This is a genomic window from Kribbella sp. NPDC000426 (assembly GCF_040300265.1).
GTDB lineage: Bacteria > Actinomycetota > Actinomycetes > Propionibacteriales > Kribbellaceae > Kribbella.
On record NZ_JBEPDK010000004.1, the window covers coordinates 35,617 to 49,497 of the forward strand.

At 70.3% G+C, this 13,881-nt stretch carries 13 protein-coding genes; 4 read left to right on the plus strand and 9 right to left on the minus strand.

The genetic code is table 11. The features are described 5' to 3' along the window. The first annotated feature begins 119 nt into the window (after nt 1-119). On the plus strand, nt 120-2,819 hold the full coding sequence (locus tag ABT313_RS19395) for a bifunctional acetate--CoA ligase family protein/GNAT family N-acetyltransferase (RefSeq protein WP_350855289.1): 2,700 nt from the start codon (nt 120-122) through the stop codon (nt 2,817-2,819). Between the two features lie 24 nt (nt 2,820-2,843). Here the strand turns inward: ABT313_RS19395 and ABT313_RS19400 are convergent, their stop codons facing one another. From ABT313_RS19400 to ABT313_RS19420, 5 genes are all read right to left on the minus strand, one after another. Then, on the minus strand, nt 2,844-4,205 hold the full coding sequence (locus ABT313_RS19400; RefSeq protein ID WP_350855291.1) for an MBL fold metallo-hydrolase RNA specificity domain-containing protein: 1,362 nt from the start codon (nt 4,203-4,205) through the stop codon (nt 2,844-2,846). Next, nucleotides 4,202-4,558, minus strand: coding sequence for a hypothetical protein (locus tag ABT313_RS19405; RefSeq protein ID WP_350855294.1), 357 nt, complete (start codon nt 4,556-4,558; stop codon nt 4,202-4,204). Before ABT313_RS19405 ends, ABT313_RS19400 begins: the two co-directional genes overlap by 4 nt. Then, complete coding sequence (locus tag ABT313_RS19410; RefSeq protein WP_350855297.1) at nt 4,555-5,535, minus strand: Acg family FMN-binding oxidoreductase; 981 nt, start codon at nt 5,533-5,535, stop codon at nt 4,555-4,557. Before ABT313_RS19410 ends, ABT313_RS19405 begins: the two co-directional genes overlap by 4 nt. 89 nt (nt 5,536-5,624) lie before the next feature. Further along, complete coding sequence (locus tag ABT313_RS19415; protein ID WP_350855299.1) at nt 5,625-7,376, minus strand: sensor histidine kinase; 1,752 nt, start codon at nt 7,374-7,376, stop codon at nt 5,625-5,627. A gap of 50 nt (nt 7,377-7,426) precedes the next feature. Next, nucleotides 7,427-7,873, minus strand: coding sequence for a pyridoxamine 5'-phosphate oxidase family protein (locus ABT313_RS19420; RefSeq protein WP_350855302.1), 447 nt, complete (start codon nt 7,871-7,873; stop codon nt 7,427-7,429). A gap of 164 nt (nt 7,874-8,037) precedes the next feature. Between ABT313_RS19420 and ABT313_RS19425 the strand changes: the two genes are divergently transcribed. Both ABT313_RS19425 and ABT313_RS19430 read left to right on the plus strand, forming a co-directional pair. Continuing rightward, a complete protein-coding gene (locus tag ABT313_RS19425; protein ID WP_350855305.1) occupies nt 8,038-8,631 on the plus strand; it encodes a hypothetical protein in 594 nt (197 codons plus the stop codon). A gap of 96 nt (nt 8,632-8,727) precedes the next feature. Continuing rightward, nucleotides 8,728-9,429, plus strand: a complete 702-nt coding sequence (locus ABT313_RS19430; RefSeq protein ID WP_350855308.1) for a CBS domain-containing protein — start codon at nt 8,728-8,730, stop codon at nt 9,427-9,429. Between the two features lie 7 nt (nt 9,430-9,436). Here ABT313_RS19430 and ABT313_RS19435 read toward each other — a convergent pair whose 3' ends face one another. The 3 genes from ABT313_RS19435 to ABT313_RS19445 all read right to left on the minus strand — a co-directional run bounded on the left by ABT313_RS19435 (nt 9,437) and on the right by ABT313_RS19445 (nt 11,573). Then, on the minus strand, nt 9,437-9,715 hold the full coding sequence (locus ABT313_RS19435) for a CBS domain-containing protein (RefSeq protein WP_350855311.1): 279 nt from the start codon (nt 9,713-9,715) through the stop codon (nt 9,437-9,439). A gap of 361 nt (nt 9,716-10,076) precedes the next feature. After that, the gene (locus ABT313_RS19440) at nt 10,077-10,367 is read right to left on the minus strand and encodes a hypothetical protein (protein ID WP_350855314.1); all 291 of its coding nucleotides are present in this window, start codon (nt 10,365-10,367) and stop codon (nt 10,077-10,079) included. Nucleotides 10,368-10,517: 150 nt separating this feature from the next. Next, nucleotides 10,518-11,573, minus strand: a complete 1,056-nt coding sequence (locus tag ABT313_RS19445; protein ID WP_350855317.1) for a BtrH N-terminal domain-containing protein — start codon at nt 11,571-11,573, stop codon at nt 10,518-10,520. Nucleotides 11,574-11,712: 139 nt separating this feature from the next. On the opposite strand from ABT313_RS19445, the gene ABT313_RS19450 reads away from it, so the two are divergent. Next, on the plus strand, nt 11,713-12,465 hold the full coding sequence (locus tag ABT313_RS19450) for an esterase/lipase family protein (RefSeq protein ID WP_350855319.1): 753 nt from the start codon (nt 11,713-11,715) through the stop codon (nt 12,463-12,465). On the opposite strand, the gene ABT313_RS19455 is transcribed toward ABT313_RS19450, so the two are convergent. Further along, complete coding sequence (locus ABT313_RS19455) at nt 12,446-13,879, minus strand: wax ester/triacylglycerol synthase family O-acyltransferase (RefSeq protein ID WP_350857781.1); 1,434 nt, start codon at nt 13,877-13,879, stop codon at nt 12,446-12,448. The genes ABT313_RS19450 and ABT313_RS19455 overlap by 20 nt on opposite strands. Between the last annotated feature and the right edge of the window lie 2 nt (nt 13,880-13,881).

The following is a 13,881-nucleotide window of genomic DNA, read 5'->3' on the forward strand; positions in this document are numbered from 1 at the left end:
CGTCCCGGTCCGCCCGGGGGAGGTCCTAGAGGCGAAGGTCCCGGCGGCCCGGGACCCAACGGCACTGGCACCCGGCGGCCCGGGCGCGGTGGGCTGGTGGGGTGTCGGAGGGAGCCACGATGACGACGATCGAGCGGCCGGGAGTGCTGGCTGGGGCAGGCTGGGACGTGCTGGCCTCGGACGGGTCCGTGGTGCGGATCCGGCCGGTACGGGCCGACGACGAGCCGGCGCTGGAGGCGATGAACGGGCGGGTCTCGGACGAGTCGATCTACCTGCGGTTCTTCGGTATCAACCGGCTGATGGCCGACGAGTACACGCGCCACCTTGCCGTGGAGCACGACGGACACGTCGCGCTGGTGGCGGAGTACGGCGGCGATCTCGTCGGGATCGCGAGCTACGAGCTGCTGCGGCCGGGGGAGGCCGAGATGGCCTTCCTGGTCCAGGACTCGGTGCACGGCCGGGGGATCGGCACGCTGCTGCTCGAGCAACTGGCGGCCACCGCTCGGGAGAACGGTATCCAGCGGCTGCGGGCCGACACCCTCGGCGAGAACGCCAAGATGCTGCGCGTGCTCGTGGACTCCGGGTTCGAGCAGGCCCGCAGGCTCGACAGCGGCGTGGTCGAGCTGGTGCTCGACACGGCGTACCACCCACTGACCCTGGAGCGGATGGCGGACCGTGAGCGCGCGGCCGAGAACCGCTCCTTGCACCGGCTGTTCTCGCCGCAGACCGTCGCCGTGATCGGCGCCGGCCGCAAGCCCGGCGGCATCGGTCACGAGGTACTGCGGAACATCGTCAAGGGCGGCTTCACCGGCTCGGTGTACGCCGTGAACCCGCACGCCGCCCTGATCGCCGACGTGTCCACCTACCCGTCGATCACGGCGGTGCCGCGGCAGGTCGACCTGGCGGTGATCGCGGTTCCCGCCGAGCAGGTGGCCGACGTACTGACCGAATGCGGCCAGGCCGGGGTCGGCGGTGCAGTCGTGCTGACGGCCGGATTCTCCGAGCTGGGGGCCGCCGGTCCCGAGCTGCAGCAGCAGATGCTCGCGGTTGCCCGCCGGCACAGCATCCGCCTGGTCGGACCGAACTGCCTCGGGCTGGTCAACACGGCCTCCGCGGTGAGCCTGAACGCGACCTTCGCCGAGGTCACGCCGACCCCGGGAGCGCTTGCGATCGCGGCGCAGTCCGGCGCCGTCGGCATCGCCGTACTGGAGCACGCCGGCCGCACCGGGCTGGGCATCTCGGAGTTCGTCTCCCTCGGCAACAAAGTAGATGTCAGCGGCAACGATGTGCTGCTGCACTGGTGGGCCGACCAACGAACGACCGTGATCGGGCTGTACCTGGAGTCGTTCGGCAACCCGCGCAAGTTCGGCGGGCTGGCCCGGATGATCGGACGGACCAAACCGATCCTGGTCGTCAAGGGCGGCCGCTCGGCGGGCGGCCGGCGGGCCGGTGCGTCCCACACCGCGGCCGCCGCGACACCGGAGACGGCGGTCGACGCGTTGTTCGCACAGTCCGGCGTACTCCGGATGGACACGATCGAGGAACTCGTCGAGACCGCGCGGGTGCTGGCCGTCCCGCCGCTGCCGCGGGGCCGGCGGATCGCTGTCGTCGGCAACGCCGGTGGAGCGGGAATCCTCGCGGCGGACGCGGCCGGCCGGCTCGGGCTCGAACTGCCCGAGCTGAGCGAAGACGTGCAACGCCGGCTCGAAGCCGCGGGCGCGGTCGGGACCGGGAATCCGGTCGACCTTGGCGCCGCCGCCTCACCGGCGAGTCTGGCGCAGGCGTTGAAGGCGATCATCGACAGCGCCGAGGTCGACAGCATCGTGATCAACTACGCCGTGACCCGCGCGGGCCGGGTGGAGGACATCTACGAGACGATCGCGACCGCGGCCACGCAGGCCGAGCTGCCGATCGTGGTGAACTGCGTCGGCTCGACCCACGCCACCCCCGAGATCGCATTGGCCGACGGACGCCGGCTGCCTGTGTTCCCGTTCCCGGAGAGCGCGGTTCGCGCTCTCGCGCACGCCGTCCGGTACGCCGAGTGGCGGTCCCGGCCCCAAGGCGCAGTACCCGAGCTGGCCCGCGTGGACGCTGCCGGTGCGCGGGTCGTGGTCCAGCGGTTCTTGAAGCACCAGCCCGAGGGCGGTTGGCTGGATCCGCGCCGGGCATGCCAGCTGCTGCAGTGCGCCGGCGTCTCGGTGATCCCGGTCGTCACCGCGCTGAATCGCTCGGAGGCGATCAAGGCCGCGGAGACGGCGGGGTATCCGGTTGCGCTGAAGACCGCGGCACCCGGCGTACTGCACAAGACCGATATCGGCGGAGTGCGGGTCGGACTGACGAACGCAGTACAGGTCGGGCTTGCGTACGACGAGGTGACGGCCGCGGCCGGAGACCCGCAGGTCGTCGTCCAGGCGATGGCGCCGGCCGGGACCGAGCTGGTCATCGGCGCAGTGCGGGACCGGCTGTTCGGGCCGCTGCTGATGGCGGGCAGCGGCGGGATTCTCACCGACCTGCTGGCCGACCGGCAATGGCGTGGTCTGCCGCTGACCGATCTCGACGCGGCCGACATGGTCCGCTCGCTCCGGTGCGCACCGTTGCTGGCCGGCTACCGCGGCGCGGACGCCGCCGACCAGGCCGCCGTTCTGGATCTGATCCACCGGATTGCCTGGCTCGCGGAGCAGGTGCCGGAGCTGGCCGAACTCGACATCAACCCACTCGTCGCTGCCCCGGCCGGGGCGGTCGCCGTCGATATCCGCATCCGCCTCACCCCGGCGTCGCCCGAGCCCGACTGGCACGCCCGCCACCTGCGCGCCGACTGAGGACAGCCGGGCCCGGGGCGACTTTCAGAGCCGGACGCGCTCCTGGTACGCCGGTGCCACCGCGGTCCAGCCGAGCTCGTCGCCGATGCGCCGGACGAGCTCGGCCCGCGCGTGGTCCTCACCGTGGACGACATGCACGATCTCGGGTTCGCCGGCCGAGTTGAGCCATCCGATGAGCTCGTCGGAGTCGGCGTGCGCGGAGAACTCGGACAATCCGACGACCTGGGCCCGGACCGGTACGTAGCGGCCGTGGATCTTGACCGCGCGAGTGCCGTCCAGGAGCGCGCGGCCACGGGTGCCCGGGACCTGGAAGCCGGGAAGGATCACGGTGTTGCGCTTGCCCGGCAGGAGTCTGGCCAGATGGTAGAGAACGCGCCCGCCGGTGGCCATGCCGGACGCCGAGATCACGATCGACGGGCGACCCGGGTCGCTGATCCGCATGGACTCCTCGACCGAGTGGACCAGGCGCAGAGTCCCCGGGTCGAACGGGTCGGGCCCGCCGACGATCTCTGGCCGGAGCTCGGGCGACTTCGCCGTGACGGCCGCGCGGTACACGTTCAGCGCGGCCAGGGCCATCGGGCTGTTCACGTACACAGGCAGATGGGGGATCAGCCCGTCACGCATGAGGCCGGCGAGTTCGTGCAGCAGGACGGCGGTCCGGTCGATCGCGAACGCCGGCATCAGCACGACGCCGCCCCGGGCCGCGGTGGCGCTGATCAGGCGGCCGAGCTGGGCGTGGTCCAGCGGCTGGTGCCGGCGGTCGCCGTACGTCGCCTCGATCAGGACCGCGTCGGCCGCGGGGCGTGGCTCGGGTGGGAGCAGCAGCGGGTGTTCCTGGCGGCCGAGATCGCCACTGACCACCAGACGACGGCCGTGGACCTCGACCTCCGCGAACGCCGAGCCGAGGATGTGGCCCGCACGGTGCAGCGTGATCGCTGCGCCGGACAGCGCGATCCGTCCGACGATGGGCCGGAAGAGCTGGATGGCTCGCTCGGCGTCGTCGGTGTCGAACAGCGGCAGCGGTGGATCGTGGCGGGAGTAGCCCTCGGCGCGGGCATGCTGCGCGTCCTCCATCTGGAGATGAGCCGCATCGCGTAACACGATCGCGGCGACCTCCGCCGTACCGGGCGTGCAGATGACCGGTCCGCGGAACCCTTGCCTGACCAGGCCGGGCAGATAGCCGCAGTGGTCGAGATGAGCGTGTGTGAGGACGACGGCGTCGACGGATGCCGGGTCGACCGGGAACGGATCCCAGTTGCGCCGCCGCCACCGGGCCTCGCCCTGGAACATGCCGCAGTCGAGCAGGAACCGTTGCCGGTCCTGCTCGACCAGGAACTTGCTGCCGGTGACTGTGCCGGCCCCGCCGAGGAAGGTGAGTGTGCTCACTGGGCGTCTTCGAGGCTCGGGGTGAGGCTGGCGGCGACGCGGACGAGGGTGCGGAGGGAAGCGACCTTCTCCGCGACCTCCAGGTACGAGTCCGCCGGGTGGACGGTCCGGTACAGGTCGTCACGGAGGAGTTCGAGCGAGTCGAGCAGGCGCTCGATCTCGGCGAGGATCACTGTCTCGTGCGGTTGGCGGGCGGTGAGCGTCGGGACGATCCGCTCGCGGAAGGCGGTGATCGTGTGCAGTGCCTCGGCCAGCCGCTGTTCCTCCAGGAACCAGTCGTTGCACTGGCTGGCCTCGGCGATGTTCTCGAGGTCGGCCTCCCAGCGGTCGATCTCTTCGCGCAGGGTGGTCATGATTCCTCCTTGGGAAGGAAATCGGCAACAGGCCGGCGGGCGGTACCGTGACGCGGTCCGTCCGGTGTGCTGTGACCGAAGCGGATGATCATGTGGGCGTGACCGGGACACCGGGTCAGGCGCTGCACCGAGCGGCGCAGATCGTCGTACTCCAGCGGCTGGTTGAGGAACGATGCGCTGAGCCCGGCCCGCGTGGCGGTCAGCAACACGCGCTCGAGTGCGGCGCCGGCAGTGACCTGATCGGCGGGCTCGTCGTAGTCGGTCGACAGCACGGCGACGTCCGGGTGGTCCTCGAACCGGGTCGCCCCGCGCATCCGGTCCGCCGGCCGGGTGCCCATGTCGCGGACCGCGGCCGGGTACGTCGCGGATCGCGGCCCGAGCGCGTCGCTGGGGATCCCGTCCGTGGTGCGTTCGCCGCCGACCCAGTGCGAACGTTCGGCGCTGCGGTGCCAGTCGTGGACCTCGCGCAGATCGGTGTCGAGCACCAGGTCGAGTACGGCGCGGACGTCGTCCTCGGCGAGCCACGTGAGCTGGGCACCTTCGGCGTACGCCGCTTGCAGCAACGCGATCCGCACGCTCTCTGGCATCGGCTCGATGTCGGACGGATGGCGATCGGTGTGGCGATAGGGGATCTGGACGGCGAGATCTCGCAGCTCCTCGTCCCGGTCGGCCGTGGGCTCGATCACCACGCGGGCCAGCAGGTCGGGTTCGTCCGGGTACGGCGCCAGCCCGAACCAGGTGCGGTACCCGAGGCTCTCGGCCGCGCAGCGCAGGTTGAACGTCGCCGCGCCGGCGGCGATCCGCATCGCCCGTCCGGTCGGGTCCTCCGCGGGCAACGCGCGGGATCCGTCCAGGTACACGTCGATCGCGTGACCCTCGACCGCGAACCGCCACGGCTGGGTGTTGTGCATACTCGGCGCGGCCACGGCCGCCGCGAGCAGTACTTCGACGTCTTTCGCCGGCAGCTGATCGGACACCGGAGGCTCCTCCCGTTGGTTCTCCTACCTCAGCTTCGCCGCCGGGAGGCGGGCGGCGCTGCGGGCAAGAGTCCCGACCGGGGAGGCCGTTAGTCAGTCGGTGCGGTGAGCTCGACGACGGTGCCGCGCGGATCGTTGCCGGCGACCGTCACGGTGCCGCCGAGCGCGTTCGCCCGCTCGGTCAGGTTCCGCAGGCCGCTGCGGCGGGTGCTGGTGCCGATCCCGTCGCCGTTGTCCGAGATCCGTGCCACGACCTGCCCGGACCCGACCGTGACCTCGACGACGGCCAGCGACGCGTGCGCATGGCGGACGACGTTCGACAGCGACTCGCGGACCGTGGCGAGGATCTGCGGCCGGACGGCGGCCGGTACCGCCGTGTCGATCGGTCCGGTACAGATCAGCTGCGGGCGGAAGCCGAGCAGTTCGGTGTACTCCGAGACCAGGCTCTGCAGGTCGCTCCGCAACGAGCTGGCGTTCGGGGCCTGCTGGAGCTCGAAGATGGCGGCGCGGAGGTCGTGGATGGTGGTGTCGATGTCCTCGACTGCTCGGCTGAGCCGCTCCTGGTGCTCGGGACGGGCCAGCCGGTGCATGCCCTGCAGTTGCAGGCCGGTCGCGAACAAACGCTGGATCACCAGGTCGTGCAGGTCGCGGGCGATCCGGTCGCGGTCCTCGAGGACGGCGAGCATGTCGCGGTCGTGCTGGGCCTGGGCGCGCTCGATGGCGAGGGTGGCCTGGCCGGCGAACATCCGGACCAGGTCGGCGCTCTCGGTGACGCGGGCGTTCGAGCCCTGTTCCAGCGCCACGACGAGGATGCCTCCGGTGCCGGTCCGGCCGCCCGGCAACGGGGCGATGGTGGTGCGGCCGAGTCCGGCGCCGGCCGGGAAGTCGGTCAGCGCTCCGGCGTCCTTGAGAACCTGCGCGAGGTCCTCGATCACAACCACCTGCCCGTCCCCGGTGGCGATCCGGCCGAGGACCGGCAGATCCGCCGGAATCCGCCGACCGAGATGGCCGGCCACGGCTGGGCCGTCGACCGCACGGACGACCAGCTCGCCGCCTTCGTCCTGATCGGCCACGAGTACGCCGGACACCTGGGCGCCCGAGATCTCCCGGGCCCGCTGGGCGATCAGCTGGAGCGCTTGATCGGGATCGAACTCGCCGAGCATCAGTTGGTTGATCTCGGCGTTGACCTCGTGCCAGCGCCGGCGTTGCTCGGTGTCGGCGTACAGCCTGGCGTTGTCGATGACGACACCGGCCGCTGTGGCCAGCGCGGTGACCGTCCGCTCGTCGTCCTCGGTGAAATCCGCGCCGCCGGTCTTCTCGGTCAGGTAAAGGTTGCCGTAGGCATGTTCCCGGGTCCGGATCGGGACACCGAGGAAACTCTTCATCGGCGGGTGGTTCGTGGGGAAGCCGTACGACCTCGGGTGTTCGGCGAGGTCGTGCATCCGGATCGGCTCCGGATGCTCGATCAGCAGACCGAGGATGCCGTGTCCTTCGGGGTACGGCCCGATCGCCGCGATCTCGTCGTCGGTCACGCCGTGGGTGATGAACCGGACCAGCCGTTTGCCGTCCGGGCCGACGACGCCGAGCGCGCCGTACCGGGCTCCGGCCAGTTCGCAGGCCGCGCTGACGATCCGGTCGAGGGTGCTGTTCAGGTCGAGATCCGCGCCGATCCCGACGACGGCGTCGAGCAGTGCCCGCAGCCGCTCCTGGTACTCCATGATCTCGTCGACCCGGCCGAGGAGCTCCTGTAACAGCGCATCAAGACGCACCCGGGACAACCCGGCGTACTCCAGCGCCCCCTCGTCCCAGGTTCCTCGCCCCGTGTGCGAGTCGCCGGTCACGCACCCAGGGTAGATAATCGGCCCGCCGATGTGAAGTCTCTTCGTCTTGGTCAGGCTCCGGTGCGCGGACGTTTGCCCCAGGGCACCAGCCGCCTCCCGTGGACGGACTCGACGCCCACGCGGACCAGCGCCGGATCGTCCATCGGCAGCCAGGAATGCAGCGGCAGTACGCGGCGCAGCTCGCCGGCCTCGTCGTCGGTGACCACGGACAGCCGCCCGATCGCGGTGACCGTCCAGCCGTTGTGGCGCTCCAGATCGACGTCGTCGGCCTCGAACGCCACGACATCGCCGCGCTCCGCGGCGCGGAACTTGTCACCGCGAGCGGAGCTGAACACGATCGTGTCGTCGTCGATGACGAAGTTGACCAGCCGGACCGCCGGCAGGCCACCGCTGGTGTACACCAGCCGGCCCAGGGGGACCGAACTCAGCAGTCGTAGACACTCGGTCCGTTCGACGATCTCGAGACGTGAATGGTCGAATCGTTGCGCCGTGGTCATGGGAGTGCCTTCCTGCTCAGTGTCCCCACTGTCTGGGGTGGTCAGGACCGCCAGTAGGGTCGAAGGTCCCCTCACCGGCAGGACATTGCGGCGCGGCCGGTGTCTTCGAGGCAAGTGACCTTCGGCCCCTGTGCTGGCGGCGGGGTACGGCGCACGCTGGGAGGATGAGCACGTACGCCGGCGAACCGGCCGGATCTCCGCGAGACCCGTGGTTCCGCAGACACCCGAGGACTGCGGTGGCCGTCGCGGGCCTGCTCTTCGCGGCCGTGCTGTCGTTGCGTCTGTTCGCCGCTGACCCGGTCGAGGCGTCGACTCTTCTGTTCACCTTGCCGGTGGCCCTGGTCGCTGTCGCCTTCGGGCTGCGCGCCGGAGTGATCGCGGGCGGGTCGGCAGTCGTGCTCATCGTGCTCTGGGTGGTGACGACGGACGCGACCTTGACTCCGGTCGGGTGGATCTCCCGCCTGGTGCCGGAGATCCTCCTGGGCTTCCTGCTCGGCGACGCGTCCGACCGGCTGCGGCGCGCGGAGGACGAGCGGCGGCGACTGGAGTCGGCGGAGTTGCTGTACCGCGAGGCGATCGAGATCAACGACTCACTGGTGCAAGGCATGGCCGCCGCCCGCTGGGCACTGGAAGCGGGCCGGACGGACGCGGGTCTGAAGACCCTCGAGGACACGATCGAGCAGGCGCAGGAGCTCGTGTCCAACCTCATCCGGCAGGCCGGTATGGCCGGTCGGACGTCGTCGCTGCCGCCCGATTGAGGACTTTCGGACCACGCGACCGGAGGACACAGGCTCTACAGGCGGAAGCTCCATCGGCGTTCGGTTGAAGTGACAACCGAGTGGGCTGGAGGAGCCATGAGGCATCCGTTGAAGGTTTCGGACGTGATGACGCACGACGTGCTGACGGTCACCGCGGACACGCCGTACAAGGAGGTCGTCGCGCTGCTGGCCGCGAACCACATCAGCGCCGTACCGGTGGTGAACGCGGACGGCGGTGTGGAAGGTGTCGTCTCGGAGACGGACCTGATCCGGAAGGAGCAGTTCCAGGGGTCTCCGCGACCGCCGTGGGTACTGCGGTGGTGGCGTCGTCGGGCTCGGTCGACGGCTGCCGGTCTGCGGGCCGGCGACGTGATGTCGCGTCCCGCGGTGACGATCGAGCAGACCGCCACGATCCCCGAGGCGGCCAGGTTGCTGGCGGCCCGGGACATCACCCGGCTGGTCGTCACCCACGACGGCGTACTGACCGGCATCGCGACGCGGTCCGACCTGCTGAAGGCGTTCCTGGAAACGGATGAACGCCTGCTGCAGCGGGTCCGCCGTGAGGTTGTCGTGCACGCTCTCTGGGACGACCCCTTCAGGATCGAGCTGACCGTCCAGGACGGCGTCGTGACGCTGGCCGGCGAGGTCGACCGCCACAGCACCGCCGAACTCGCGGAGAAGCTGACCACGGAGGTCGACGGCGTGGTCGGCGTCGACAACCAGCTGAAGTGGATGTACGACGACACGATGAGCGCCCCCACCATCCAACCTTCCCCCGAACACCGCCGTCACCCGTGACACGGTCCTAAGGACCGGCCGTGCCCGCGGATGCTTCGGCGAGCCGGCGGTAGTACGGGTCGGCTGTGTTGTCGGTCTCCATCAGGAGGACGGCGAGCAGGTCGTCCAGGCTGACCGTTCCGATCGTCCGGGCGCCGTCGACGACCGGAAGGACCGTCGTCCCGGCCGACCGCATCAACGCGACCACGGCCGGGAGTTCGTCGTCGGGACGGACGGCGACCGCGTCGCGCGGGATGCTCCTCGTTGCGGCCGGCGTCGTCATCACCTCGCGGATGTGCTGTGCCATGACTCCGTCCCTTCGCTTGTCGGTCGGCATCTCCAGGGTTCGCCGGCCGGGTTCGACGCGGCAGAGCCGTCCGGCCTGGGGAGGCGGTTCGGAAGGGGCCTGGTACGGCGGTCGTTGGGCCCTGGCAGCTGGGGTCCTCCGGTCCTGGTGACGCTCAGCCGAGATGCGGAAGGCTGATGGATATCAACCGGCTGAGGAACCGCCGAAGCCACGGACCGCGGAGGGGCCGGTCATGAAACGCACCCAGGTGAGGATCCAGCGCCCACAGCGGCCACGCCGGCCGATGACCATCGACCTGCGGACGCCCTCGGGCCGCCTGCTGCGCTTCTGACGTGACGGCCGCCGTACCGCCGGGGTGAGGTCAGCGGCCGGGGTGGCCGATGGTGGCGGGGGAGCGGCTCGGGTGTGGTCCGGTGGCGTACCGGTTGGACTCCACGACGGCGCCGTTGATGTCCCGGATGATGTGGCGCAGGCCGTTCCACCTGGCCACCTCGACGCCGACGGCGATCAGCCGGATCCGGCTGGGTCCCGAGGCGAACGGTTCGGGGGAGTCACAGCGGCGGGTGTGCCACTCGCCGTCCCGGTAGTACGTCTCCACGTCCGCGTGGAGCTCGCTGCCGGCATCGAATCCGGCGGCTTCAAAGGTTGTCATCAGGCTGCCCTCCCAGCCGGTGGTGCCGGCCCAGCCCCAGACCTGGCCGGAGGGATCGACAGGATCTCACCAGCACTCTCCCGCACGGTCACCCGCCGACGGTGGGCCGAAGGTCCCGAGTTGGCCGGGGCCTCGGTCCCTAGTCGGTGCTCAGACGATCGTGAGAGCGCGCAACCGCTGCCAGAACAGCTGTTCGCGGTCGGCGATCTCAAGCATCGGGGTGGTCGCCGCGGCCAGCAGGTCCGCGGGGTGGTCGAGTTCGGCGGCGTCGGCGAAGGTGGCGGCGACGTCCTCCCACAGATCGCCGATCGCGGTGAGCTCCGGAGCGAGGTCGCCGAACCGGGGTTCGCCGGTGAGGATCGCGGCCTCGGTCAGGAAGCGCGCGTACATGTACCGGAAGATGCCGCCCCCGGTGCCGCCGCGGGCGTCGATGAACATCGCGGTGTTGAAGCAGGTGCGACGTAACTCGTCGGGGCCGAGTGACTCCGGCCAGCGCAGCGTCTCCTGGATCGCCTTGCGGATCCCGCGGACGCCCAGGTTGGCGATCGGCGGCGTCAGCATGCCGTCGCACACCTCGCGGATCGCCGCGTGCACATCCTCAGGGCGGGGTTCGCGTGCCCTGCTGAAGTCGAACGTGTACCAGGTGTGGTGCGGCGGGAACGGCTTGTACGCCGAACCGCGCGCCTTCTCGAGCACGTCCCAGTCGACCGGGTGCAGCTCGAGATCACGGTCGGCGATCAGCACCTGTTCGGTATCCGGGTCGTAGCCCACCGCAACGACGACATGCCCGCCGAAGTGGTAGCCGGCCGGCAGGTCGAAGTACGGCAGGAACCCCATGTCGACGTACAGCAGCACCGGCTCGCCCACCCGCAGCAGGTCGCGGAGCCCGTCCTGGGCGACCCGGCTGCTGGACGTAGAGCCGACCGTGACGGCAACGCCGGTACGCCGTCCCGCGGTCTTCTCCAGCCCCTCCTCCCGCGGGCTCGCGTGGTTGGCCCGGCCGCCGTAGAACGGATCGGCGCCCTTGAAGTGGAAGTAGACGAAGCCGAGTCCACGACCGAGTCCGAGCAGCAGCTCCTCCGAGATCGGGTAGCCGTGAAAGTCGTAAATGTGCTTCAGCGACCCGGTGACGCAGTGATGGGTCGGACAGGCAACGAACGCCTCGAACGGCGCAGGCGTCGCGACGGTAACCGATTGCGTGCTCATGACTCCTCCTGACGATCTCCTCTGATTCGACTCTCGTCCGGCAGGACCGGAGCCGGAAGGGCCCTTGGTCCCGTTGTCGTGGAGTGGGCGGTGTCGTGCTTACACTGCGAGACAGGGACGGTGAGGGCACATGGTCGGTGTGACTGCTTGGGAGCCGTTCACGCCGCGGGCCGGGTTGCGCGGGCGTGAGGTGCTCGGGTGGCTCGGGTACGTCCAGGCCATCGGTCCGCGCGTGCCGGCGGTGGATCCGCGGAGTTCGGCGGCCGTGCCGGTGCTGATGGTGCCGGGATTCCTGACCGGCGACTGGTCGCTGGTCCCGTTGGCGCGGCATCTGCGCAGGTCCGGGCATGCGACGTTCGCCAGCGGCGTCGTCATCAACTCCGGATGCACCGAGATGCTGCTCGACCTGCTCGAACACCGGCTCGAGCGGGTCGCCGAGGAAGCCGGCAGATCCGTGGCGCTCGTGGGTCAGAGTCGCGGCGGCACACTCTGCCGGATGCTGGCCGTGCGGCGTCCGGAGCTCGTCGCGGGCGTGGTCACGCTGGCATCTCCACTGCTGCATCAACTCGCGACCACTCGGGCGCTTGTCGCGCAGGTCGAGTTCATTGCGCGCATGAACGTCGTCGGCTGGCCGTGGCTGCTGACGGCAGACTGCTTGGCGGGAGGCTGCGCCGAGCGCACCAGCGCCCTCCTCGCATCACCATGGCCGCCAGGACTGCCGTTCGTGTCGGTGTACTCGCGCGTCGACGGCGTCGTCGACTGGCGCGCGTGTCTCGATCCCGCGGCCGAGCAGATCGAAGTGATCAGCACGCACAACGGGATGGGCACGGACCGGCACGTCCATCGCCTGTTGACCTCGAAGCTGCAGGCATTCACCCGCGAGCAAACGTGAGCAGCGAATCCAGTTCCGCCGCCGTCCAGTCGGCAATGTCCTGTACGTCGGGCACCTGCTCGCGGTCGGCGACGACGCCGATTGCCAGCCGGCCGTTGTAGCTCATCACCGTCAGGTTCACACCGAGACCGTCTGTGATCCCGGCCAGCGGCACCATCGAGCACACCCGCGCCCCGGCGAGGTACAGCAGTTGCTCGGGGCCGCGGACGTTCGAGATGTTCACATTCATCGCCGGCGTCAGCGGAGCCCAGGTGTTGAGCTGTGTGAGCAGCTGGACGGTCCGTACGACGAACGCCGGCGGAACCATACGGACCGTGTCGATCAACGCGTCCGGTGCGGTCGTGCCGAGGTCGCGCAGTGCCCCGAGCATCGCACGGTGCGCGACGCCCAGCCTGGCAGCGGCGTCGTCCACGTCGGTCGGAATCGGCACGACGACAGCACTGAGTTCGTTGGCCGTCGAGTCCGGACCGGTGTCCCGCAGCCCGACCGGTATCACCGCGGTCAACGGCTCCTTGGGGAGTTCCGAGTGCTCGATCAGCCAGCGACGCAAGGCGCCGGCCGCCATCGCGAGCACCACGTCGTTCACGCTCACCGCGAAGTGGGTCTTCACCTGCTTGACGTCGTCGAGCGCCACGGTCGCGATGCCGATCCGGCGATTCCTGGAAATCTGCTGATTGAACGACGTTCGTGGTGCCGTGGCGACGGGCTTGTGCGGGCGTCCGCGCCGTACCAGCGCTGTCGTGGCGCCCACGAGCCGAACCCCGGGCATGGTGCCGAAGACCGGCAGTTCGTCGAGTCCGGACAGCGCCGCGGGTAGGCCGGCCACCGCCCGCACCGGTTGCAGGACGGCGCCGCTCAGGCCGCGCAGCAGCATCGAGGCGGACGCCGGCGCCGGTGGAGCGGGCGGCCGCGGCGACGGGCGGCGGCGGCGCGGTCGCGGTTTGCTGTCGGTCAGCGCGGTGAGGATGCGTACGCCGGTCCGTCCGTCGGCGATCGCGTGATGAACCTTGGTCAGCACCGCGGCACGGCCGTCGGCGAGCCCTTGGATCAGGTAGATCTCCCACAGCGGCCGCGTGCGGTCCAGCGGGCGGGAGAAGATCCGTGCCACCTGTTCTCGGAGCTGCTCGTCGTCGCCCGGCGCCGGGAGCGAGATCTCCCGGACGTGGTAGTCGAGGTCGACGTCGGTCTCGACCCAGTACGGCCGGTCGAGACCGAACGGCACCTCGGCCAGCCTCTGGTGGAACGCCGGCACGAGTTCCAGCCGCTCGAGTACGACTGCGCGCAGCTTGTCGAGCGTGAGTTTGCCGCCGGCAAGCTTCGCCGGGTCGAGCGTGATCAGGGCGGCCGTGTGCGTGGTCACCCGGCTGTTCTCCGCGGCGAGGTACATCGCGCCGAGGTCGTCGACCTGCTGCATCG